This is a genomic window from Ralstonia sp. 1138, assembly GCF_040544795.1.
Classification (GTDB): domain Bacteria; phylum Pseudomonadota; class Gammaproteobacteria; order Burkholderiales; family Burkholderiaceae; genus Ralstonia; species Ralstonia flatus.
The window spans coordinates 538,710-561,090 of record NZ_JBEPKQ010000003.1; the positions used below are offsets into that span (position 1 = coordinate 538,710).

The 22,381-nt window shown below is 63.9% G+C and carries 19 protein-coding genes; 13 read left to right on the forward strand and 6 right to left on the reverse strand.

Translation table 11 applies throughout. The features are described from left to right. The first annotated feature begins 17 nt into the window (after positions 1–17). From ABIC76_RS15380 to ABIC76_RS15440, 13 genes are all read left to right on the forward strand, one after another. Positions 18–1,004: a tetratricopeptide repeat protein gene (locus ABIC76_RS15380; RefSeq protein WP_004631158.1), complete on the forward strand. Its 987-nt coding sequence runs from the start codon at positions 18–20 to the stop codon at positions 1,002–1,004. Then, the gene (pelF, locus tag ABIC76_RS15385; protein WP_354534491.1) at positions 1,001–2,614 is read left to right on the forward strand and encodes a GT4 family glycosyltransferase PelF; all 1,614 of its coding nucleotides are present in this window, start codon (positions 1,001–1,003) and stop codon (positions 2,612–2,614) included. The genes ABIC76_RS15380 and pelF overlap by 4 nt, the downstream gene beginning before the upstream one ends. Next, positions 2,614–3,984, forward strand: a complete 1,371-nt coding sequence (gene pelG / locus ABIC76_RS15390) for an exopolysaccharide Pel transporter PelG (RefSeq protein ID WP_092969166.1) — start codon at positions 2,614–2,616, stop codon at positions 3,982–3,984. Before pelF ends, pelG begins: the two co-directional genes overlap by 1 nt. A 1,063-nt stretch (positions 3,985–5,047) precedes the next feature. Next, positions 5,048–6,547 (forward strand): ATP-binding protein, encoded by a 1,500-nt coding sequence (locus tag ABIC76_RS15395; RefSeq protein WP_354534724.1) that lies wholly within the window; start codon positions 5,048–5,050, stop codon positions 6,545–6,547. After that, the gene (locus ABIC76_RS15400) at positions 6,529–7,902 is read left to right on the forward strand and encodes a sigma-54-dependent transcriptional regulator (RefSeq protein WP_354534492.1); all 1,374 of its coding nucleotides are present in this window, start codon (positions 6,529–6,531) and stop codon (positions 7,900–7,902) included. The genes ABIC76_RS15395 and ABIC76_RS15400 overlap by 19 nt, the downstream gene beginning before the upstream one ends. Positions 7,903–8,341: 439 nt before the next feature. Continuing rightward, entirely contained in the window at positions 8,342–8,875 is a 534-nt protein-coding gene (locus tag ABIC76_RS15405; RefSeq protein ID WP_354534493.1) for a hypothetical protein, read from the forward strand. Next, positions 8,872–10,164: an MFS transporter gene (locus ABIC76_RS15410; RefSeq protein ID WP_354534494.1), complete on the forward strand. Its 1,293-nt coding sequence runs from the start codon at positions 8,872–8,874 to the stop codon at positions 10,162–10,164. The genes ABIC76_RS15405 and ABIC76_RS15410 overlap by 4 nt, the downstream gene beginning before the upstream one ends. Before the next feature lie 136 nt (positions 10,165–10,300). Then, positions 10,301–11,854 (forward strand): methyl-accepting chemotaxis protein, encoded by a 1,554-nt coding sequence (locus ABIC76_RS15415; RefSeq protein ID WP_354534495.1) that lies wholly within the window; start codon positions 10,301–10,303, stop codon positions 11,852–11,854. Positions 11,855–11,937: 83 nt separating this feature from the next. Continuing rightward, entirely contained in the window at positions 11,938–12,183 is a 246-nt protein-coding gene (locus tag ABIC76_RS15420; RefSeq protein ID WP_354534496.1) for a hypothetical protein, read from the forward strand. Continuing rightward, a complete protein-coding gene (locus tag ABIC76_RS15425) occupies positions 12,135–12,599 on the forward strand; it encodes a hypothetical protein (protein WP_354534497.1) in 465 nt (154 codons plus the stop codon). Before ABIC76_RS15420 ends, ABIC76_RS15425 begins: the two co-directional genes overlap by 49 nt. Before the next feature lie 316 nt (positions 12,600–12,915). Then, the gene (locus tag ABIC76_RS15430) at positions 12,916–14,469 is read left to right on the forward strand and encodes a methyl-accepting chemotaxis protein (protein WP_354534498.1); all 1,554 of its coding nucleotides are present in this window, start codon (positions 12,916–12,918) and stop codon (positions 14,467–14,469) included. Between the two features lie 471 nt (positions 14,470–14,940). Beyond that, positions 14,941–16,209 (forward strand): D-amino acid dehydrogenase, encoded by a 1,269-nt coding sequence (locus ABIC76_RS15435; protein ID WP_354534499.1) that lies wholly within the window; start codon positions 14,941–14,943, stop codon positions 16,207–16,209. Between the two features lie 112 nt (positions 16,210–16,321). Then, positions 16,322–17,245: a glutamate/aspartate ABC transporter substrate-binding protein gene (locus ABIC76_RS15440; protein WP_354534500.1), complete on the forward strand. Its 924-nt coding sequence runs from the start codon at positions 16,322–16,324 to the stop codon at positions 17,243–17,245. Between the two features lie 75 nt (positions 17,246–17,320). Here the strand turns inward: ABIC76_RS15440 and ABIC76_RS15445 are convergent, their stop codons facing one another. From ABIC76_RS15445 to ABIC76_RS15470, 6 genes are all read right to left on the reverse strand, one after another. Then, the gene (locus ABIC76_RS15445; protein ID WP_102066542.1) at positions 17,321–18,070 is read right to left on the reverse strand and encodes an amino acid ABC transporter ATP-binding protein; all 750 of its coding nucleotides are present in this window, start codon (positions 18,068–18,070) and stop codon (positions 17,321–17,323) included. Beyond that, positions 18,067–18,759, reverse strand: coding sequence for an amino acid ABC transporter permease (locus ABIC76_RS15450; protein ID WP_027680869.1), 693 nt, complete (start codon positions 18,757–18,759; stop codon positions 18,067–18,069). Before ABIC76_RS15450 ends, ABIC76_RS15445 begins: the two co-directional genes overlap by 4 nt. Positions 18,760–18,761: 2 nt before the next feature. Next, positions 18,762–19,457 (reverse strand): amino acid ABC transporter permease, encoded by a 696-nt coding sequence (locus ABIC76_RS15455; RefSeq protein ID WP_102066541.1) that lies wholly within the window; start codon positions 19,455–19,457, stop codon positions 18,762–18,764. A 60-nt stretch (positions 19,458–19,517) separates the two neighbouring features. Beyond that, a complete protein-coding gene (locus ABIC76_RS15460; protein WP_027680871.1) occupies positions 19,518–20,363 on the reverse strand; it encodes an ABC transporter substrate-binding protein in 846 nt (281 codons plus the stop codon). A 356-nt stretch (positions 20,364–20,719) separates the two neighbouring features. Then, positions 20,720–21,298 carry a hypothetical protein gene (locus ABIC76_RS15465; protein WP_102066539.1) on the reverse strand — a complete coding sequence of 193 codons (579 nt, stop codon included), beginning with the start codon at positions 21,296–21,298 and terminating at the stop codon, positions 20,720–20,722. An 89-nt stretch (positions 21,299–21,387) separates the two neighbouring features. Further along, a complete protein-coding gene (locus tag ABIC76_RS15470; protein ID WP_354534501.1) occupies positions 21,388–22,179 on the reverse strand; it encodes an IclR family transcriptional regulator in 792 nt (263 codons plus the stop codon). Between the last annotated feature and the right edge of the window lie 202 nt (positions 22,180–22,381).

The following is a 22,381-nucleotide window of genomic DNA, read 5'->3' on the forward strand; positions in this document are numbered from 1 at the left end:
AGGCATGCGGATCGACCATGTTTAAGCTCACGCTCGGCGGCATCTCGGCCCAGATTGCGGCAGTGGTGATGGCACTGCATGCCGGCAACAGCCTTGCGCTGCTGCTGTCGTGCCTGATGCTGCAGGGCACCGCCGCGGCGCTGATCGGCCTGGCTGCGTGGCGCCTGCTGCCGCGCCGTTATCGCGTGCCGTTCGTGTGGACGTATGGCTACCTGACGGCGCTGTGCTTTTTCGTGCCGGTGGCCGGTGGCCTGCTGGTGCTCGGCAGCCTGCTGCTGGGCAAGCTGTTCCCCAAGCCCGAAGACGACAAGGACATTGCCGAGATCGGTCTGCCGGTGTTCGTGGCGCATTTGATCTCGCGCGTAACGCACGGCGGCGGCGCGCGGCTGCGTGCACAGCTCAGCAACGAGCGCGCGCCGGTGCAAAGCCGCATGACTGCGCTGGTGGCCATGCAGTCGATGCCCACGCGCACCGCCAGCCCTGTGCTGCGTGACCTGCTGGCCGACCCGGTGGACGATATTCGCCTGCTGGCCTACGGCATGCTCGACAACGCCGAGAAGGTGCTCACGCAGAAGATCCTGGCCGAGCTGCCGCGCCTGGAAGAAGCCACCACGCCCGAGGCACGCTACGAGATCAACAAGCGCCTGGCCGACCTGTACTGGGAGCTGATCTACCAGAACCTGGTGCAGGGCGACGTGTACCGCTACACCGCCGAGCAGGTCGAGCGCTATGCCAGCGCCGCGCTCGACATCCAGCCGGACAACGCCGCGCTGTGGTACATGCGCGGCCGGCTTGCCCTGTCGCGCCGCGAGCCCGACGTGGCCGAGTCCCATCTGCGCCGCGCTGAATCCCTCGGCTTCCCGCGCGACCGCCTGCTGCCGCCGCTGGCCGAAGCCTGCTACCTGCGCCGCGACTATGCCGGCGCGCGCGCCGCGCTGGCGCAGTTCTCCAGCCGGTCTCCGCTGCCGTTGCTGCGCCCGCTGTTGCGCTACTGGACATCATGAGCAACGACCAATTTCCTCGCGCCCAGTCGGCCGATGTCGCGCTGCTGCTCGAAGGGACCTTTCCCTACGTGAGCGGCGGGGTGTCGAGCTGGGTCAACCAGATGATCCGGGCGTTTCCGGACATCCGCTTTGCCATCGTCTTCATCGGCAGCCGCCGCGAGGACTACGGCAAGCCCGTCTACGCGATTCCCGACAACGTGGTGCACCTGGAGTGCCACTACCTGTACGACTTTCCGCCGCCGCCGCTGGTGCAGGCCAGTGGTGGCGATGCCGCCGCGTTCGAGCGCTCGCGCAAGCTGCACGACGCGCTGCGCAACCCCGCCAACAAGGACGAGACGGCCGAGCTGATCCGTGCCTCGATCGCCGACCTGCGCGACGACGGCCCGCTGGCCGAGGAACAGTTCCTCTACAGCCACCGCGCGTGGGACATGATGACGGACTACTACCGGCGCTATTGCACCGACCCGTCGTTCACCGACTACTTCTGGACTGTGCGCATCATGCACAAGCCGCTGTGGCAGCTTGTGCGCATTGCAGAAAACCTCATCCCGGTGAAGGTGTTCCACACCATCTCGACGGGCTATGCGGGGTTCCTGGGCGCGCTGCTGCGCTACAGGCGCGGGCGGCCGCTGCTGGTGTCGGAGCACGGCATCTACACGAAGGAACGCAAGATCGACCTGTTCCAGAGCCAGTGGATCCGTGACAACCGCAGCATCTTCGAAAAGGACATCGCGCAGATCAGCTACTTCCGCGACCTGTGGGTGCGCTTTTTCGAGACCATGGGCCGGGTCTGCTATGACGCGGCCGAAGACATCGTCGCGCTGTACGAAGGCAACCGGCAGCGGCAGGTCATCGACGGCGCGCCGGCCGAAAAGACGCGCAGCATTCCCAACGGCATCAACCTGCCGCGCCTGGCCGCGCTGCGCGAGAAGCGGCAAGCCAGCGTGCCGCGCGTGATGTGCCTGATCGGCCGGGTCGTGCCCATCAAGGACGTGAAGACGTTCATCCGCGCGATGCTGACCATCACGCGCGAGATGCCCGACGCGGAAGGCTGGATTGCCGGCCCGGAAGACGAAGATCCGGAATACGCGCAGGAATGCCACAGCCTGGCTGAAAGCCTGGGCCTGGGCGACCGCATCAAGTTCCTGGGCTTCCAGAAGATCGACGACATCCTGCCGAAGGTGGGCGTGCTCGTGCTGAGTTCGATCAGCGAGGCGCTGCCGCTCGTGGTGCTGGAAGGGTTTGCCGCCGGCGTGCCGTCCGTCACCACGGATGTGGGTTCGTGCCGGCAGCTGCTGTTCGGCCTGGAGGGCGAAGACGCGGCGCTGGGCGCGGCCGGCGCCGTGGTGCGCATTGCCGACCCGGCCGCCCTGGCGGCTGAAGTGCTGACGCTGCTGCGCGATGAAACGCGCTGGCATGCGGCCCAGGCGGCCGGCATTGCCCGCGTCGAGCGTTACTACACGCAAGAAATGATGGTCGGCAGTTACCGCGAGCTGTACACGCGTCTGCAGACGATGCCCGACCTGAGCACCGAGCACGGTGTGAAGGCTGCCGCGGCGGCGTGCCCGTACCACGCCCAGCAGAACACGCCGCAAGAGGGAGCCCGCTGATGGCCGGCATTGGTTTTGAGCTGCGCAAGATGCTCAAGCGCGACAGCCTGCTCGGGCTGCTGCGTGCCTATACCTACGCCGGCATCATCAGTTCCGGGCCGTGGATTCTCTCCATCGTCGGGATTCTGCTGATCGGTATCCTGAGCCTGCCGTTCGTCATTCCCGGCTCGCTCATCACGCAGTTCCAGGTGTCGGTCACCTACCTGATTGCGGTGAGCCTGATCCTGACCGGGCCGCTGCAGCTTGCCTTCACGCGCTTTACGTCCGACCGCCTGTTCGAGAAGCGCGACGACCTGATCCTGCCCAACTACCACGCCGTGTCGCTCGTGATGACGCTGGTCGCGGGCGGTCTGGGGCTGCTCGTCATCCTCTTTGCGTTTCCGCAGCAATCGGCCATCTACCGGCTGCTGATGCTGGCCGGTTTCGTGGTCATGGCCAACATCTGGATCGCGGTGATCTTTCTGTCGGGCATGAAGCAGTACAAGGCGATCGTGTGGATCTTCCTGATCGGCTACACGCTCACCGTGCTGCTGGCGCTGCTGTTCAACCGGCTGGGGCTCGAAGGGCTGTTGCTGGGCTTCGTCACGGGGCAGCTGTGCCTGCTCATCGGCATGGCCGCGCTCATCTACCGCAATTTCAGCGGCCGGCGCTTCCTGTCGTTCGAGGTGTTCGACCGGCGGTTCGCGTACCCGTCGCTCATGCTGATCGGGCTGCTGTACAACCTCGGCATCTGGCTCGACAAGTTCATGTTCTGGTATGCGCCCGGCACGGGGCAGCAGGTGATCGGCCCGCTGAATGCGTCGGTCATCTACGACATTCCGGTGTTCCTGGCGTACCTCGGCATCATTCCCGGCATGGCTGTGTTCCTGGTGCGCATCGAGACGGATTTCGTCGAGTACTACGACGCCTTCTACGACGCCGTGCGGGGCGGGGCATCGCTTGAGCACATCGAAGACATGCGCAACACGATGGTGCAGACCATCCGCGCGGGCCTGTACGAGATCGTGAAGATCCAGGCCATGGCCGCGCTGGTGCTGTTTGCCGTGGGCGCCTCGGTGCTGCGCGCGTTGCAGATTTCCGAGCTGTACCTGCCGCTGCTGTATGTCGACACCATTGCCGCGAGCTTGCAGGTGGTGTTTCTGGGCGTGGTGAACATCTTCTTCTACCTCGACCGGCGCCGCGTGGTGCTGGCGCTGACGGCGGCGTTTGTGGTGCTCAACGGCGCGCTGACCTGGATGACGCTGCAGCTTGGCCCCGCCTGGTACGGGTACGGATTTGCCGTCTCGCTGCTGTTGGTCGTGATGGCCAGCCTCGTGATCCTGGACCGCAAGCTCGATCGGCTGGAATACGAGACGTTCATGCTGCAGTAAGACCTGCCGACAGCCACGGCCGCCGTCCGGACGCTCGCGCCCGACGCTTCAACCTCCGGTCATGGCCCCTCAAGCCTCGCGCACGGCGCTCCAAGCGCCAGCCGCGAGGCTTTTTGCTCTGCGCGTGCTGCTTTTAGCGGCAACACCATGGCGCTTTTTGCTCCGTCATCGGGGCTTGGAGGCCGGCGCCCCGGGCTTTGTGGTCCACGCGTGGGGGTTCGAGTTCGGCCATCGGCACTTTTTGCTCGAAAATTTCGAGCTCCGACCTCGACGGTTGAGGCTTTGCACTCGGCGAATGGGGTTCCGAACTCGACTGCCCGAGCTTTTTGCTCGGCAAATGGAGCTCTGAGCTCGGCGGTCGGAGCTTTTTGCTCGGCGAATGGAGCTCAGAGCTCGGCAGTCGGAGCTTTTTGCTCGGTGAATGGAGCTCAGAGCTCGGGGGTCGGGGCTTTTTGCTCGGTGAATGGAGCTCAGAGCTCGGCGGTCGGAGCTTTTTGCTCGGTGAATGGAGCTCGGAGCTCGGCGGCCGGAGCTTTTCGCTCGGCGGATGGCGTTCTGAACTCGACGGCCCGAGCTTTTTGCTCGACAGCCGTACATGCCGAGAGGGCGAATGCCTCACAACGATGGCGTTTAAATCAGCACGTTTGCTAGAAAACGCTGCTATGGAAGGTGAATCGGCAGATTCGATTGAATTTGCTTGGCCCCGTGTCGATTGCATTTGCGCAAACCCTCGCGCGTGGTGCCGTCGGCTAGATTGGAGGCCTTGACCGGGATCCCCAGCGCCGGTTGCGTGTCTGTCATGACAGCGGGATGAGCGCACGCGCACTGTGCCGGGCCGAGATACGGGCATGCTGCAAGGCGGATGAAAGGCCCCCCGAGAGAAACTCTTCTTTGAGCGCGGTTCAATGAATGCCAGGACAAACCAACATTCAGGTCGCATTGAGCTGGCCGACTGGTTCGCATCTTTCAAGGTGTCGATGTTCGACCCCGCTCGCATTGCTTCCCGCCTGTTCACGGCCAAGAACCGGTTCAATCGTTCTGCTGTGCCGTCATGGTCATCCCGATGAAACGTCCGTCGTTCTCCGCCCAGCTCGCTGTCCTGTGGGGGCTTGTCGCCATCATCTGCGCCACGCTTCTCGTGGTCGTCTGGGTGATGGCCCGCTCTGCGGCAGACCGGCACGTGGCGAGCGCAAAGCTGCAAGCCACGGCAACCTGTGAAGCCGTTGCGTCGCGCTATCGTCAATCGATACTGCCGGCGGATGCAGTTGCCAGTGCCGACCTGATGCGCGGCATTCTCGACGTCGTTCTGGCCTCGGCGCCGGGCGTGGAGGGCGGGTTCTGGTCATCGCGCGCGGCGCTCAGCCAGAACGGCTTTCTCGCTTATTCATTCCCGACCTACCAGGGCAGCGGTATCAAGCGGGACATTCCAGAGGCGGAAATACCGCTGATCCTCCGCACGTTGCAAGCCGGCCTTCAAGGGCAGCAGGCCGCCACAGACGCCGTGGTGACCGGGCACGATGCCGTGGTTGTGGCAGCGTGCCCGATCCAGGACCACCAAGACATGTTCGTCTGGACCATGACGCGAGCCCAGCCCGCGCTTGGACAAACGGGCCGAGAGCTGGTGACCGGCCTTGCCGTTGTGCTGGTAGGGATCCTCGTAACCGCAGTGGCCTTTGGGGTTGTGCTGCGCCGCTGGAAGCGTCAACTCGGGCAACTCGAAATGGCCTTGCCGCCCCGTGGTGACGGTACGCGCCTGCCGCTGGTGGGGGAACCGGATCTCGATCGCATCGTCGATGCGTTCAATGGTTACGTGGCGCGTGCGGAAGCCCTGCAGCATGAGACGGCCAGATTGGGGCAGCGGCTGGCACAGGCTGAGCGGTTCAGCGTGCTCGGCAAGCTGGCCGCGCAGGTCGCACACGAGATCCGTAACCCGACCGGGGCCATGCGGCTCAAGGCGGAGAACGCCCTGGCCGGCGACAGCACACGCCACCAGGAAGCGCTTCGCGTCATCCTCGAGCAGATCGGCCGCATCGAAACACAATTGACCAGCCTGCTGGCGCTGACACAGCCCGTGCGCCTGCACGTGCAAGAAGCCGATGTGGCGCGGTGGATGGACGGCGTCGTCGGCGCGCATCAGGAGCTTGCGCAGCAAAGGCGCGTGACCCTGGTTTCCACGTGCGACATCGGAGGAGCGGGCGGCGGCGCGCTGCCGGGCTCGGCACGCTTCGATCAGGAACAATTGCGGCGGGCGCTCGACAACCTGCTGATCAACGCGATCCGCCATGCAGGCCCCGGTGGCTCGGTGACGGCCCATGCAAGTCGCACCGACCTCGGCAGGCGGCCGCGCCTCAGGATCACCGTATCCGACAATGGCCCGGGTGTGCCGCCTGAGCATCGCGACCACATCTTCGAGCCTTTCGTGACGGGGCGTCCGGATGGCTCGGGGCTTGGCCTGGCCGTGGTGAGCGAGATCGCCGCTGCACACGGCGGCCGGGCATGGCTGGACGAGACGTCCGAGACCACCTCATTCGTAATGGAAGTGCCATGGCAACCATCCTCGTAGTCGACGACGACAAAGCATTCCGCGAGGGCCTGACCGAAACCCTGACCGATCTCGGGCATCACGTGGTGGAGGCCGTGTCCGGAAAGGCCGCGCTGCAGATGCTGGGCGACGGGTTGAGCGCCGAGTGCGTGTTTCTCGATTTCCGCTTGCCCGATCTGAATGGCCTCGATGTGCTCGAGGCGCTGCGCGAAAAGCCCGCGCTGAAGGCGCTTCCGGTCGTCATGCTCACTGCATACGCCAGTTGCGACAACACCATCGGCGCGATGCGCCTGGGCGCCTTTGAGCATCTGACAAAACCGGTCGGACGCCGCGACATTGCTGTGCTGCTAGAGCGGATCTTCTCCGCCAATCAGCCGTGCGCCGGGTCGTCTGACAACGGCGCGCCGTTCGTGGATGCGCCCGAAGCCGACCGACCTCAACTGCTGGGTATCAGCGCCGCGATGCGGACCGTGCAGAAGTTGCTCGGCCGGGCTGCCATGACCGACGCCACGGTGCTCATCACCGGTGAGACAGGAACAGGCAAGGAAGTGGCGGCGCGCGTGCTCCATGCTTGTTCCAGTCGGCGGGGCGGCCCGTTCGTTGCCGTCAATTGCGCCGCCATTCCGCATGATCTGCTCGAAAGTGAACTGTTCGGGCATTGCAAGGGCGCATTCACCAATGCCACCTCGGACCGCGTCGGCAGACTAGTGGCCGCCAATGGCGGTACGTTGCTGCTCGATGAAATCGGCGACATGCCCACCGCCATGCAGGCGAAGCTGCTGCGCACGTTGCAGGAGCGTCAGGTGACGCCGCTGGGGACCAACCGGGCCGTAGCGATCGACCTGCGAGTGGTGGCCGCCACGCATCGCGATCTCGATGCGATGGTGGCAGCGGGCCAGTTCCGCCAGGACCTGCTCTACCGGCTCAATGTTGTCGCGCTTCATCTGCCGCCCCTGCGCGAGCGCGTGGCCGATATCGTTCCCCTGGCTGAGTATTTCCTCGCTTCGGCTGTGCGCGCGACGGAGCGCCCCATGCACCTTTCCGCCGAGGCGCAGCGCCTGCTTGTCGAGCACGCGTGGCCCGGCAACGTGCGCGAGCTGAAGAACGCCATGGAGCGCGTCTGCTCGCTGGCGCCCGGGCCTGCCATCACGGCAGACGATCTGCAGTTCCTGCGCAAGCCGCCTGCAGTGCACGGCTGTGCATGGCCTGCCGAGCTTATCGAACTTCCGCTTGCGGAGGCGGTGGAACGTGTGGAGCGGGCGATCATCACCCATGCGCTCGCGCTGGCGAACGGCAATCGGGCCGATGCTGCGCGCCGGCTGGGCATCAGCAGGCAGTCCCTCTATACCAAGATGGCGGCGCTCGGGTTGAGCTAGCCCGTCAAGAAATCAGACACTCGGGTGTCAAGCAAACGGACAGACCCGGGCGCGACTTGCCACGGGGGCCTTGTCCTATCAAGGCCGTTGGGATGGCACAGCGTTTGCAATGGAGTCGCCGCCCCGCGACGGGAGTGAACCATGCAACGAATCCAGTCCACCCCTCAAGCTCGACATGCTGCGCGTCCCCCGCGCGCGCTTCGCAACGCGCATGTCGTGCCGTGCCCGTCGATCCTGCCCCCTCCCATAGCGCCTGTCCTGCAAGAGCAGACGCGCCCAGTACCGCACTGTTCTGCAGGCCGCCGCTCCAGGTCGGGTCTGCAAGACGGCGCAACTTCACGGCCGCTTTTCCACATCCCACTTGATTGAAGCGTGACCGATGCATCCGATCGACCCGGCACGACCGACTGAAGCACACGGCACTGTTACGCAATTCCTGATGAACGAACACGGGGACCTGGACGGCTTCATTCTCGACGGTATCTGGCAGGTGTATTTCCCGCCGCACTTGTCGGCAACCGTTGCGACGCATGTCATGCAAGGCGACACGGTACGCGTGAAGGGCGTTGCGCCGCTCAGGCTCGACGTGATGTCGGTGGTTGCGATTGAAGCCGAGAGCGGCAAGACCATCGTCGACGACGAATCCCAGCACAATCGGGGCCGTCACAACGATAACGAGCGAGACGTTGAACGGGTACCGGTCGACATGATCGGTACGGTGGTGCTGCCGCTCTATGGCCCAAAGGGCGAACCGCGCGGCGCGTTGCTGGGCGGTGGTACTTCGCTGCGCATGGCCGTGCGCGCCGCTGAAGACGCGTCGAGCTATTTCACACCGGGCACCCGGGTGCACGCGTGGGGAGAACTCGTCGCAAGTGCGCTGGCCAGTACGCTCGATGTGGACAAGATTGCGTTGGCCAGCGACGGCATTGCCCCTCCAGCTACCCGGACAGACCGGGCGAGCGCCGCCCGATGACGATGCATTCCGTCGCCACCAACACCAACCTGGAGCTGCGCGGCCGCCGTACCGCTTCCACACGCAGCTTGCGGGGCCTCGACGCACTCAGCTTCCTGATGGCTGACGTCCGGGACGGCGTCGGGCCGTTCCTGGCGGTGTTCCTGAAGGGGACGCAACAGTGGTCTTCGGCGGACATCGGTCTTGTCGTGGGTGCAAGCGGGCTCGCCGGTGCCGTTGCGCAGATACCGGCGGGCATGCTGGTCGACGCTGTGCGCGCCAAGCGCGCCATGATGGCCATCTCCGCCGGTGTGATCGGACTCGGTTGCATGCTGATCGCATGGTCGCCTACCTGGTCCGTCATCTTGTACGCGCAGATTGCGCTGGCGTTGGTCTCGGCGGTCATCGGGCCGTGCCTTGCATCGTTGAGCCTTGGGATCGTCGGCCACCGCCGGTTGCCCGCACGCGTGAGCCGCAACGAGGTCTTCAACCACGCCGGCAACTTCAGCGGCGCGGTACTGGCCGCCACCGTCACGCACTACGCAGGCACGCTGTGGCTCTTCTATATCGTCTGCGCGTTCTCTGTGGCCAGTGCCTGCGCGGTGGCACTCATACGGCCGGCCGACATCGACTATGAGGTCGCGCGCGGCAGCGAAGCGCTGCACCCGCAAGGCGGGAGCGGGCAACCGCAGCCCATTCCGGACGTGTTCAAACGGCGCGATCTGCTGGTGCTGCTCGCCACCGTCGTGCTGTTCCATTTGAGCAATGCGGCCATGCTGCCGCTGGCGGGACAGATGATTGCCGTAGAAGCGCCGCACAAGGGCGTTCTGTGGCTGGGCGCCTGCGTGATCGCGGCGCAGCTGGTGATGGTGGTGGTGGCTGCCGGTGTCGGTCGTGCCATCAAGGCCGGGGTCGGCCAGAAGAAGCTGTTCCTTGCGGCGCTGGCGGTGCTGCCGGTACGCGGCGTTCTGTTTGCACTCACGAGCAGTCCTTACGCCGTCATTGCCATCCAGCTTCTGGATGGTGTGAGCGCCGGCATCTTTGGCGTGGTGATCACGGTCATGCTTTCCGATCTTATGCGCGGCACTGGGCGCTTCAACCTGGCGCAAGGCGCCGTCTCGTTGGGCTTGGGCATCGGTGCGGCACTCAGCAATCTCACCAGCGGCCTGTTGGTGGACCGCTTTGGCTTTGCAGCCGCGTTCTTTGCGCTTTCGGCGGTGGGCGTTGCGGCAGTCCTCGTCTTTGCGGTCTTTATGCCGCAGAGCGATTCACGCGATGGGGCCACGCAAGCCGCACAGTCAAGCGCATGACCCAGCAATGAAACCAGGAGGGCAGAGGCACCACGACGCAACGTTGTCGGGCAACGCAGCTTGAACGGTACAGGCCGCACGGCGGCTTGCATAAACGTCTTCAGAGAAAGACTTTCTTTTGAAATTGGGGAGCAGCATGAAGGTCAAGACACAACTCTTTTCCGCGTTCGCGGCACTCGCAGTTCTGGTAGCCATCGTCGCCACCATGACGTGCTTTCAGTTGAATGCAATCAGTACGAAGTTTGGGAATTTCGAGCGCGGGCTTTACTTCAGGTCGAAGCTTGTAGCCGCGGTGCAGGTGGAAGTCGAACGAAGGGCCGTTGCCGCGCGCAACCTGGTGCTTGCCGATACGGATGCAGACCGGCGCACTGCCTCAGACGCCATCGCCAAAGCCCATGCAGAGGTGCAACGCCAACTGACACGCCTGGAAGAAGAAGCGAAGAATGGCCCCGATGCCACCGACCAGACTCGCGCCCTGGTGGCTGCCATTCGCGCGGTTGAGAACAAGTACGGCCCTGTTGCGCTGGCCATTGCGCAGTTGGGCGAGACGGGGCATCGCGACGCCGCAATCGACAAGATCAATCGGGAATGCGTGCCGCTGCTTGCCGCGCTGGACGACGCTGTAGAAACGTATGAGACGTTCGTATCCAAGCGATCGGTCGATGCTGTGGAGGCAGCGCAGGCGTATGCAACCACCGCGATGTGGATTGCTGTGGCCGTGGGCGTGTTTGCTTTCGCAGCCGCCGGCGTGCTGGGCGTCGCCATTGCGCGAAGCGTGCTGGGTGCCCTTGGCGCGGAACCCGCAAGTCTTGCAGTCATTGCCACCCGCATTGCAGGCGGCGATTTTCGTGCGCAGGAAGCATTCAACGTCGCGCCCAATGGAAGCGTGCTGTCGTCAATGAAGCAGATCTGCGACGGGCTGGGCACGCTCATCGGCCGGGTGAGCGATTCGGCGCAGTCGGTTTCTGCTGGCTCCAGCCAGATCGCCAGTGGCAATGTGGATTTGTCGAGCCGCACGGAAGAGCAGGCGTCGGCACTGGAAGAGGTGGCCTCCAGCGTGGAAGAACTGACCACCACGGTGCAGCAAAACGCCGCCAATGCGCGGGAGGCGGCCACGCTGGCCGTCAACGCCTCGGACGTTGCCCGGCAAGGCAGTAACGAGGTCGACAACATGGTCGAGACCATGGGCAAGATCAGCGCAGGTTCGGTCCGCATCAACGAGATCACCGCGCTCATCGAGGGGATCGCCTTCCAGACCAACATCCTCGCGCTCAACGCCGCGGTGGAGGCTGCGCGTGCCGGTGAGCAGGGCCGTGGCTTTGCAGTGGTCGCCAGCGAGGTGCGCACGCTTGCGCAGCGCTCGTCTTCTGCAGCCAAGGAAATCAAGGAGCTGATCGAGTCGTCGCTCGAGCACGTACGCGAAGGCGATGTTGCCGTGGGACGCGCGGGACACACCATGCGATCTGTCACCACGGCCGTGGCCAACGTGACGCGCCTGATCGAGGACATTGCGTCTGCCAGTGCGGAGCAGAGCCAGGGCATTGCGCAGATCCATACGGCGGTTTCCGAAATGGATGAGATGACGCAGCGCAACGCAGCACTGGTGGAAGAGGCGGCCGCGGCATCGCAGGCATTGGAAGAGCAGGGCAACCTGCTGGCGGAATCTGTAAAGCACTTCCAGGTTGCCTAGCACGCCGCGCCCTAAGCGCGCTCGTGTTGCTCCGTGTTCGAGGTCCGTCCTGGATGGCCGCCTGACGAATTGGAGCGAAGGGCATGGTGGCACGCGACGCGCGCAAGACCGGTGAGGAAAACCGAGAAGAGCTGCACGAGGGCGGCGGATTGCACGCTGCCCCGTTTGTCCACGTCGTGATGGGCGTATTTGCAGTCGCCGTCTTTGCCGCCGTGATGTTCGACGTGATGAATGTGGATGGTTATCTGGCCGCCTGGTACACCGCTGTCACCGGCTACGAATGGCCCTGGCCAGCACGCTGCCTGCTTTTGCCGTGCTCCCGCAGCTAGGCGATTCGGCACGTAGTACGCCGGGAGATGCGGCGGGAGAGCGCGGCCAGCGATATGGCAGCCACAACGAGATGGAAAGAGAAACGGGGGAAATGATGCGAGGCTGGCAGATTCAGCATTTCTACGGCTGTGCGATACACGTGCTCGTTGTGCCGGGCACCAAGGGGCGGCTCGGCTATTCGTACACAGGCTTTGTCTGCACGCGGGAAAACGACGTGATGATGTATCCGCGCCTGGAGCGTTTCCATAACCCCTCGGCCGATTTCGATTCGGCGGACGCTGCCATGACAGCCGCGCTGGGGCAGGGAAAAACCATTGCGGCACGCCTGCTTGCAGTGGCCAGAGACGAAAACGTGCCGTGTTTCACGGCCAGTATGCTGCTGGCCCCGCCCGTCCCGCGTAAAGAGCAGCCGTGACGAAGGGTGACGGGCTGGCTTCCGGCCCGCACCGAGCTGGCTGAGTAAAAACTGCCCGGCAGACGTGGGTTCAGACGTTGGGTTCAGATTCTCCACTTCGATCCGATAGGAAAGAAGGGCCTCTTTGAGGGAATGGTTTCTCGCACCCCTCAGCCCAATCAGATTTCTTGGCCGATTCGTTTTCTCTATTGCGCATCGCTTGGCTGCCGCTCCGGCGCTGAACTCACCACCCGGACTGCGGCACAGCTGACGAAGCATCGGCGGAGACCGTAAACAGCCTAGGTGGCCACGCGGGTGGCGAAGGGAACGGAACAGAATGCAGCTCATCAGGAACATGGGAATCGGCAAGCGTCTTGCCTTCGGATTTGCCGTTGTGCTGGCGTTTTCCGTCGTCATCACCGCCATTGCAATCTGGCGTCTGGACAATGCCGCGACGGCCACGCGGGCCATGATGAATGAGCCGCTGCTCAAGGAGCGTCTGATTGGCGACTGGTATGCCAATCTGGTCGTCGGCATCCGCCGCACGATTGCGGTCGCAAAGAGCGCCGATCCCACACTGGGGCCGTATTTTGCGCAAGAGGCGGCGGCTTCATCGAAGGCCTCGGGCGAGTACCAGAAGAAGGTGGAAGCGCTGCTGTCCACCGAGGAAGAGAAGACGCTGTTTGCCAAGATCGGCGAGCTGCGCAAAGGCTATCTGAGCGCGCGGGATGCCATCAATGCGGCCAAGGCGGCGGGCAATCCAGACGAGGCCCAGCGGGTGCTCGACCAGGTCTTCGTGCCAGGTTCCAACGCGTACCAAGACATCATGCGTCAGCTGCTGGAAGTGCAGCGCCGCACCATCGACGATATCGCGAAGGACATCGACGCCAGCGCCGCAAAGAGCCGCACATTGTTGATGGTGCTGGAAGGGCTGATCCTGGTGCTTGGCCTTGTCTTTGCCTATTTCCTGACCGTGAGCATCACGCGGCCATTGCATGTGGCGGTTGGTATTGCAAGTCGTGTGGCAGCAGGGGATCTGTCGAGCGTGGCCGCTGCCAACTCGAACGACGAGACCGGCAAGCTGTTGCAAGCCCTGGCTGACATGACGCAGCAACTGGTGGGTACGGTGGGAAGCATCCGCAGTGCAACCGAGTCGGTGGCCGGCGCCGCAGGCCAGATTGCAGCGGGCAACATGGACCTGTCCACGCGCACCGAGCAACAGGCTGCCTCCATCGAGGAGACAGCGGCCAGCACGACGGAACTGACCGAGGCAGTCAAGCGGAACGCCGAGAACGCACGTCAGGCCACGTCACTCGCAGCCAGTGCGAAAGAGATGACGGAAGCCGGACGCGCTGAAGTGACGGCGATGGTGCAAACGGTGAGCGAGGTCAGCACGGCCTCGAAGAAGATTGCCGAGATCACCGGGCTGATCGAGGGTATTGCGTTCCAGACCAACATCCTGGCACTCAACGCTGCCGTGGAAGCCGCGCGAGCCGGCGAGCAGGGCAGGGGGTTTGCCGTGGTGGCCGGCGAAGTGCGATCGCTGGCGCAACGCGCATCCGGGGCTGCGAAGGAAGTGAAGGAGCTGATCGAGGCATCCACCGGAAAAGTGGAACTCAGCTCCGAGCAGGCGTCGGGCGTGCATGCCGCGATGGCCCGCGTGAGTGTGGCCATTGAAGGCGTGTCGAGCATCATCGCCGAGATTGCAGCGGCATCGGACGAGCAAAGCCAAAACCTCGAGCAAGTGAGCCAGGCCATCAGCCAGATCGACCAGGTGACGCAGCAGAATGCCGCGCTGGTGGAAGAGTCCGCGGCGGCGGCACAAGCGATGCAGGAGCAATCCGGCAACCTGCGCCGCGCCGTCAGCGTCTTCAGGCTCGGGGCGAGCTAGCGGCAAGCGAGCGGCGCTGCATCACCCGCCGCTCACGCACGGAATTTCGCCCCGGCGGACCACTCAATTCCCGCATGCGGCGTGCGCTCCCAGCACGCCGACCTCACCCCACCGCCGGTTCGGCCTTTGACGTTCCTGCCCTAGATGGCGCCTTGAATTTTCGTAAGCGGGCGGAAAAAAGAACGGGAACTGTCTGAGCGAAGCGAGTTTTCCCGTTCTCCGCCCGGTTACGGAAATTCAAGGAGTCTTTCGCCATCTCGGGCGCGCCTTTCTTTTGCTTACTTTTCTTTGGCAAGACAAAGAAAAGTGAGTCAGCCCCGGCAGGGGATGAAACAAGGGATGGACCACCAGTCCAAAAGAACCCACCAAAAACCCATAGCCCCACAACATCCCCCCCAACAACTCCGCATTTGCCCAACCACCGCCCGCCTCCTTAAGCTGCACCGACATTCCAAAATACGCAGCTTCTTCATGCACATCGCAGTCGTCGGCGCCGGCATCATCGGCATCAGCACGGCCCACGCGCTGGCTCAGGAAGGCCATCAGGTCACCCTGGTCGAGCGCCATCCGGGTCCGGGCGAGGGCACCAGTTACGCCAACGGCGGCCAACTGAGCTACAGCTATGTGGCGCCGCTGGCCGGCCCCGGCGTGCTTTCGCACGTACCAGGCTGGTTGCTGCGCCGCGATTCGCCGCTGCGCCTGAAGCCTTCGCTGGACCCGGCGTTGCTGCGTTGGGGGCTGCGCTTCATCGCCGCCTGTAATCGTGACCGGGCCGATCGCACCACGCGTGAGCTGCTCGCGCTGTCGTTCTACAGCCGCGCACGCATGGAAGCGTTGCGGGAGGCGTCGCCGGATTTGGCGTTCAGCTTTGCGCGCCGCGGCAAGCTGGTGGTACATCGCGATGCTGCGGCGTTTGAATCGGCACGCGCACAGGTTGGCTATCAGGCGACGCTCGGCTGCGAGCAGCATGCGCTGTCCGCCGACGAAACGGTCGCCCACGAGCCCGCGCTTGCCGGCGTGCGCGACCAGATCGTCGGCGCCATCTACACGCCCGACGAAGACGTGGCCGATTGCCACCAACTCTGCGTCGGCCTGTTCAACCGGCTGCGCGCGATACCGAACGTGACGCTGCGCTTCAATACCGGTGTCGATGCGTTGTGGACCGAAGGCCGCCGTGTGCGCGGTCTCAAACTGGCCGGTGGCGAGCAGGTTGCCGCTGATGCCGTGGTGATGGCCGCGGGCGTGACGAGCGCCAGGCTGCTCAGCCCATTGCGCATCGACGCAGGGCTGTATCCGCTGAAGGGTTACAGCATCAGCCTGCCGCTTGGGGAGGGCGATGTTGCCCCGGTCATCAGCGTGACGGATGCCGCCCGCAAGATCGTCTACGCCCGCATTGGGCAGACGTTGCGTGTGGCGGGCATGGCCGATCTGGTGGGTTGGTCGACGGCGCTGGACACGCGCCGCGCCCAGACGCTGTATGACGAAACGCGTGCGCTGTTTCCGGGTGCCATGCGCGCCAATGACGCGGGTGCCGATGCGGCGCCGTGGGCGGGCATGCGGCCTGCAACGCCAACCGGTGTGCCCGTGGTCGGGGTGTCGCCGGTGCAAGGGCTGTGGCTGAATGTTGGTCACGGGGCGCTGGGCTTTACCCTGGCGCTTGGCAGCGCAGGCTTGTTGGCCGACCTGATTGCCGGCCGCAAGCCCGCGATTTCCCCAGTGCCGTATGCGCTGGCCGCGTGACACAAGTACGAGATTCAAGAGACCGAGCGCGCAGGCTCGATGATGTGTATCCGGCCCGCGCCAATTGGTAACCAACGTAGTCTGGAGCGAACACACCCATAGGAGGGGAAGCATGAAGACCTTGCAATCGACCAAACGGATTCTGTCTGGCCTGACGCTGGCTGCGGCCGGTGCGCTGGCGGCGCTGTCGACCGGTGCGCAGGCGCAGTCAACCGACACGCTGGCCAAGATCAAGCAATCGGGTGTGATCTCGGTGGGCTATCGCGAGTCGTCGATTCCGTTCTCGTACCAGGCTGACGCGAACACCATCACCGGCTATTCGCAGGAAATCTCCAACATGATCGTCGCGGGCGTGGAAAAGGCCGTGGGCAAGAAGCTGCAGGTCAAGCTCACGCCGATCACGTCGCAGAACCGCATCTCGCTGCTGCAGAACGGCACGATCGACTTCGAGTGCGGCTCGACCACCAACAACCTCGAGCGCCAGAAGCAGGTCGCGTTCTCGAACAACATCTTCATCTACGGCATGTTGATGCTGGTGAAGAAGGATTCGGGCATCAAGGACTTCCCCGACCTGAAGGGCAAGACCGTGGTGACCACCGCCGGCACGACGGAAGACCGCATCCTGCAGAAGATGAACGGTGAGGCCAAGGACGCCGACAAGATGAACCTGATCCTCGCGAAGGATCACGGCCAGGCATTCCTGACGCTGGAATCGGGCCGCGCCGTGGCGTTCGTGATGGATGAGCCGCTGCTGTACGGCGAGCGCACGAAGGCCAAGAACCAGGCTGACTGGGTGGTCACGGGCACCCCGCTGCAGACTGAAACCTACGCCTGCATGATGCGCAAGGACGACCCGGCGTTCAAGAAAGTGGCCGACGACGTGATTGCCGACCTGATGAAGTCGGGCAAGGCGAACGACTTGTACAAGAAGTGGTTCCTGTCGCCGATTCCGCCGAAGGGCCTGAACCTGAATTACCCGATGACGGCCGGCATGAAGGATCTGTACGCGCACCCGAACGACAAGGCCATTCAATAAGCCGCGTTGTCATGCATCCAAAGAAAAACGGGGAACAGTGTTCCCCGTTTTTTCATTTGGCCGCTGCCTGACGATTCAGGCCGGTTCGCTCCACGGCGAGCGGATGTCGGCCAGGAAGCGTTGTGCGCGGGGGTGCTGCGGCCGCTGGAAGAAGTCTTCGGGCGTGGCGCGTTCCAGCACCTGGCCCTGGTCCATGAACAGGACGCGGTCGGCCACTTCGCGCGCGAAGCCCATTTCGTGTGTGACGCAGACCATGGTCATGCCGTCGCGGGCGAGATCCTTCATGACCAGCAGCACCTCGTTCACCATCTCCGGGTCCAGCGCGGAGGTCGGCTCGTCAAACAGCATGACCGGTGGCTTCATGGCCAGGGCGCGGGCGATGGCCACGCGCTGCTGCTGCCCGCCGGACAGTTCGCCAGGGTAGGCGCCGGCCTTGTGCGGCAGGCCCACGCGTTCGAGCAGACTCATCGCAAAGTCCTTCGCTTCCTGGGGTGCCATGCGCTTGAGTTGCACCGGCGCCAGCGTGCAGTTCTGCATGACGGTCAGGTGCGGAAACAGGTTGAACTGCTGGAACACGAAGCCGATGCCGCTGCGCAGCATGTTGACGTCGACGCCCGGCGCATGCACTTCATGCCCGTTCACGACGATGCGGCCCTTCTGAATGGCTTCGAGCCGGTTCAGCGTGCGGATGAGCGTCGACTTGCCCGAGCCCGACGGCCCGCACACGACCACCACTTCGCCCTTGGCAACGGTTTCGTTGATGTCGACCAGCGCGTGGTAATCGCCGTACCACTTGTCGACGTGTTCGATCGCGATCATGTTCATGGTTTGGACGGTGCGTGCGCTGCAAGGCGGCGTTCAAGGTAAAACGCCACGCGCGTGAGGCTGAAGCACATGATGAAGTAGCTGATGCCGAGCAGGCCGTACACCTCGGCAGACTTGACCATCACGGCGGTGCTGATCTGCCCGGCCACGAACGACACCTCGGGCAGGCTGATGATGTAACCGAGCGAGGTCTCCTTGATGGTCGACACGAGCTGATTGACGAGCGACGGCAGCATGTTGCGCAGCGCCTGCGGCAGGATCACGCGGCGCATCGCCTGCATGTACGACAGGCCGAGCGAACGGGCGCTTTCCATTTGCCCGCGCGGCAACGCCTGGATGCCTGCGCGCACGATCTCCGCCAGATATGCGCCGTCGAAGATCACCAGCGCGGTCAGCATGGTGCTGAACTGGTCCGTGCGCTGGCCGGTAACGGACGGCAGCAGGAAATACGCCCAGAAGATCACCATCAGCAGCGGCGTGCCGCGCACGATATAGACGAGCGCGGTGGCGGGCCAGCGCAGCGCGGCAATCGGGCTGACGCGGCACAGGCCCAGCAGGATGCCCACCGGCAGCGCGAGCACGAGGCCCGCGGATGCCAGCAGGAACGTCAGCGCCAACCCGCCCAGCGGCCCATTCGGGTACTGGCCGATGAGGTAGTAGATACCGTAGGTTTGAATGAGATCGAGCATGGCTACAGCGTCCGGACGGGGTAGCGATGCTGATACCAGGCGGAGAACACCGTGATCGCGATCGAGATGGTCAGATAGGCCGCGGTGGCAAACGCAAACGCCTCAAAGCCGCGGAACGTGGCGGACTCCACCTGCTGCGCCTGGTACATCAATTCGGCCACGCCGATCACCATGGCGATGCTCGAGTTCTTCCACAGGTTCAACGTTTGGCTGACCAGCGGCGGGACGGTCACGCGCAGCGATTGCGGTAGCACCACCAGCCGCATGGCCTCCAGGAACGAGAGTCCGAGCGCGCGGCTGGCCTCAAGCTGTTCCTTCGGAATCGAGCGGATGCCGCTGCGGATGTCTTCCGCCATGTACGCGGCCGTGTAGAGCACGAGCGCAATGACGGCGCTCGCGGCCTCGTAGTTCATGCTGTAGAGCCAGTCCCGGATGAACTCCGGCAGGATCTGCGGCGCGCCGAAATACCAGAACAGCATGTGGGCGAGCAGCGGCACGTTGCGGATGGCTTCGACAAAGGCTTGGCCGATGCCGCGCAGCGGTGCAGCCGGCGCCAGGCGCAGCAGCGCCACGACGATGGCAAGCGGCAGCGCCAGCACGAAGGCCAGTACGGAGAGCTTGATCGACAGGAAGAAACCGCTGACGAGCCACTGGTGATACTGCCCCGAGAGCAGCATCGACAAATCAAAATGGGGCATGGAGATTCACCGCCCGGACGCAGTTTGGAAACCCGGTCCGGGCGACCCGACCTTTAGCGATTAATCGATCTTGTCGGTAGAAATCTTGAAGGTGCGCTGCGGGAAGGCCATCTTCGTATTCGGGCCGAACCACTTGTCGAACAGCTTCTGCGCCTCGCCGCTCTTTTCCATGCCCAGCAGCACGTCGTCGACCTGCTTCTTGAAGGCCGGCTCGCCCTTGCGGATGCCCAGTGCGAGGTGTTCGGTCGACAGGTTTTCCGGCAGCAGCGCGTAGTCCTTGGCTGCCGGGCCCATCTTGGCCATGTTGCCGATCAGCGTGGTTTCGTCGTTCACGTAGGCGACGCCCTTGCCTTGCTGCAGGGCCAGCAGTGCCTGCGGGCTGTTGTCGAACGAGACAACATCGGCGTTCTTGATGGCCTTGGCAATGTTGGCTTCCATGGTCGAACCCTTGACCGTCAGCAGCTTCTTGCCATCCAGCTGGCCGAGCGACGTGATGCCGCTGCTCTTCTTCACCATGGCCTTCTGGCCGGTGATGAACGTCGACACCGAGAAGTCGATCTGCGCCTCGCGCTCCTTGTTGTGCGTGAGCGAGGCGGCCAGCAGGTCCACGCGGCCTTGCTGCAGTTCGGGCAGGCGGGCGGCCACGGCCAGTTGCTTGAGCACGGGCTTGACGCCCAGGCTCTTGGCGATGGCGTCGCACATGTCGACGTCGTAGCCGACGATCTCGCGGCTCATCGGGTCCTTCAGGAAGCTGAACGGCTCGTCGGTGCCGAGCACGCCGCAGACCAGTTCGCCCTTCTTCTTGATGTCGGAAACTTGATCAGCGTGCGCAGTGGTGGCGACCAGGGTTGCCGCGGCCAGGATGGCGGCACCTGCAAATTGGGTCAGACGTCGGTTTGTTTTCATCGGATTTCCTCCTTGACGACTTCGGTGGTGAATAGTGTGCGAATCAGAACCGCCCGCGAGCATACCGGCGTATGCGCCGTTTGCATGCGCGGACTTCGGATAACCATATGACGCCGAGCGAAACGCCCAACTATAGTCCATGCCGGCGTGGCACAGATGGCGGATGGCAAGCAGGGCGGGGTGCAGTGCACAGGCGGGATTGTGGGGGTGGCCGGGTTGCGAGCCAGCAGCCTGGTGAGGCTGGCGCGGCAAGGCAGCAGCCCGGCGGACGTTGCATGAAATGAGACGTTGTCTGCCATTAATGACATGGCAGCCGACTGCGCTCCATCAGGGGATTCCCGGGGCGAAGCGCGCGCTCAGAGCGTGCCGCAGATCGATTCGTTGATGGGCACGTCGCCCACGGTCTCGTGGTCGTTGCCGCGATAGCGGTAGACCAGGCTCAAGCCCAGGCGCGTGAGGATGCGCACGTCGCCGTTATTGCAGATGTTCTTCTGCAGGATCGGCACGAAATTCAGGCGAAAGCCCTGCGAGGCGGCCGAGTGCGCCGCGTAGTTGGTCAGCGTGATGACGAAGACGAGGTTCTTCTTCTGCGCCAGCGAGCATTGCACCAGCGCGGTCTCGCGGTCGAGCGGGACGGGGGTGAAACGGTTGATTTCGGTGCAGGCCTGGGCGAGGGCGCGGTCTGCATTGCGGGCGGGGCCCGTGAGGGCGGGCACGCCGGCGGCGGCCGTGCTGCGACCCGTGGCGGCGCCCACCAGCATGCGGGCCAGCGGCGTCAATTCCTGCATGGCCGTCGCCAGCGGCGTCGATTGGGCCCACACGGGGCTAGACAGCAACGGCAGGGCAAGCGCCAGGACGCGCGAAGCACGCACCCGGCGTTGGCAACCTTTCACATCCAGACCGGTGTGAATGGCGGTGTGTTGAGTCACAGACATCCTCTTTGCCCACGGAGCCACAATTTTATTGAAAAAAGTGTCGGGATGCGAGGCGCGAAGCGCACTGGCGTTGCCGCGCTCAACTCAGGTCAGGTTCGTACGCGCACCATGGCCGAAATGCGCTCGGCCGCCTGCTGCAGCGGACCGAGAAACTGCTTCGTCATCTGTTTGCCGGAAGTTCGGTTGGCCTGCCCGCTGATGTTCATGGCCGCGATGATGTCGCCTGCCCGGTTGCGGATCGGCGCCGACAGCGAAATCAGCCCCTCTTCAAGCTCCTGGTCAACCAGTGCCCAACCCTGTTGGCGCACGCCGGCAATGACCTCTTTCAATGCGTCGATGTCTGTAATGGTGCGCTGCGTGCGGGCGCGTCGGTCCGATTCACGCAATGCAATGTCGAGCCGATCTTCGGGCAGGCCCGACAGCAACACGCGGCCCATCGATGTGCAGAAGGCCGGCAGGCGGCTGCCGACCGACAGGTTCAGCGCGATGATCTTCTGCGTGGGCACGCGCAAGACGTAGACGATTTCCGTCCCATCCAGTACCGAAGCAGAGCAACTTTCGTGCACTGTCTGTACCAGTTCTTCCATCACCGGCTCGGCGAGGTTCCAGAACGGCATCGACGTGAGATAGGCGAACCCCAGATCGAGGATCTTGGGTGTAAGGCGGAAGAGGCGGCCTTCAAAGCTGACATAGCCGAGGCTGACCAGCGTGAGCAGGATGCGGCGGGCGCCGGCACGGGTCAGGCCCGTGGCCTCGGCGACTTCGGAGAGCGTCTGCTCCGGCCGTTCGGCGTTGAACGCACGGATGACCGACAGCCCCCGTGCAAAGGACTGGACGTAGGAATCGCTGGGTTTTTCGGCAGGCAGTTCGGCGGCAGACATGCAAAGACAGGCAAAAGCGGTGCAGTGGCCTCAAGACTACTGGCATTGCCCCGGTTTCGCCACTCGAACACCCGATCGGGATGCGTACGCCTTGACACGCTCGGGAGGGGAGGCGTAGATTCGTTCTTGGATCGAACGTTGGTTCTAATAGCGAACAAACGAGAGGCAAGGTAAGCCCGGGCCGGACAGCAAAGGCCTGTGT

What these genes read in the sequence shown, in the direction of transcription:
- ABIC76_RS15455 (WP_102066541.1), bottom strand. Translation starts at nt 19,457, where the DNA reads ATGCCCCATTTTGATTTGTCGATGCTGCTCTCGGGGCAGTATCACCAG.
- pelF (WP_354534491.1), top strand. Translation starts at nt 1,001, where the DNA reads ATGAGCAACGACCAATTTCCTCGCGCCCAGTCGGCCGATGTCGCGCTG.
- ABIC76_RS15405 (WP_354534493.1), top strand. Translation starts at nt 8,342, where the DNA reads ATGAACGAACACGGGGACCTGGACGGCTTCATTCTCGACGGTATCTGG.
- ABIC76_RS15445 (WP_102066542.1), bottom strand. Translation starts at nt 18,070, where the DNA reads ATGAACATGATCGCGATCGAACACGTCGACAAGTGGTACGGCGATTAC.
- ABIC76_RS15450 (WP_027680869.1), bottom strand. Translation starts at nt 18,759, where the DNA reads ATGCTCGATCTCATTCAAACCTACGGTATCTACTACCTCATCGGCCAG.
- ABIC76_RS15440 (WP_354534500.1), top strand. Translation starts at nt 16,322, where the DNA reads ATGAAGACCTTGCAATCGACCAAACGGATTCTGTCTGGCCTGACGCTG.
- ABIC76_RS15470 (WP_354534501.1), bottom strand. Translation starts at nt 22,179, where the DNA reads ATGTCTGCCGCCGAACTGCCTGCCGAAAAACCCAGCGATTCCTACGTC.
- ABIC76_RS15425 (WP_354534497.1), top strand. Translation starts at nt 12,135, where the DNA reads ATGGCCCTGGCCAGCACGCTGCCTGCTTTTGCCGTGCTCCCGCAGCTA.
- ABIC76_RS15410 (WP_354534494.1), top strand. Translation starts at nt 8,872, where the DNA reads ATGACGATGCATTCCGTCGCCACCAACACCAACCTGGAGCTGCGCGGC.
- ABIC76_RS15400 (WP_354534492.1), top strand. Translation starts at nt 6,529, where the DNA reads ATGGCAACCATCCTCGTAGTCGACGACGACAAAGCATTCCGCGAGGGC.
- ABIC76_RS15430 (WP_354534498.1), top strand. Translation starts at nt 12,916, where the DNA reads ATGCAGCTCATCAGGAACATGGGAATCGGCAAGCGTCTTGCCTTCGGA.
- ABIC76_RS15420 (WP_354534496.1), top strand. Translation starts at nt 11,938, where the DNA reads ATGGTGGCACGCGACGCGCGCAAGACCGGTGAGGAAAACCGAGAAGAG.
- ABIC76_RS15460 (WP_027680871.1), bottom strand. Translation starts at nt 20,363, where the DNA reads ATGAAAACAAACCGACGTCTGACCCAATTTGCAGGTGCCGCCATCCTG.
- ABIC76_RS15395 (WP_354534724.1), top strand. Translation starts at nt 5,048, where the DNA reads ATGAAACGTCCGTCGTTCTCCGCCCAGCTCGCTGTCCTGTGGGGGCTT.
- ABIC76_RS15415 (WP_354534495.1), top strand. Translation starts at nt 10,301, where the DNA reads ATGAAGGTCAAGACACAACTCTTTTCCGCGTTCGCGGCACTCGCAGTT.
- ABIC76_RS15465 (WP_102066539.1), bottom strand. Translation starts at nt 21,298, where the DNA reads ATGTCTGTGACTCAACACACCGCCATTCACACCGGTCTGGATGTGAAA.
- ABIC76_RS15435 (WP_354534499.1), top strand. Translation starts at nt 14,941, where the DNA reads ATGCACATCGCAGTCGTCGGCGCCGGCATCATCGGCATCAGCACGGCC.
- pelG (WP_092969166.1), top strand. Translation starts at nt 2,614, where the DNA reads ATGGCCGGCATTGGTTTTGAGCTGCGCAAGATGCTCAAGCGCGACAGC.
- ABIC76_RS15380 (WP_004631158.1), top strand. Translation starts at nt 18, where the DNA reads ATGTTTAAGCTCACGCTCGGCGGCATCTCGGCCCAGATTGCGGCAGTG.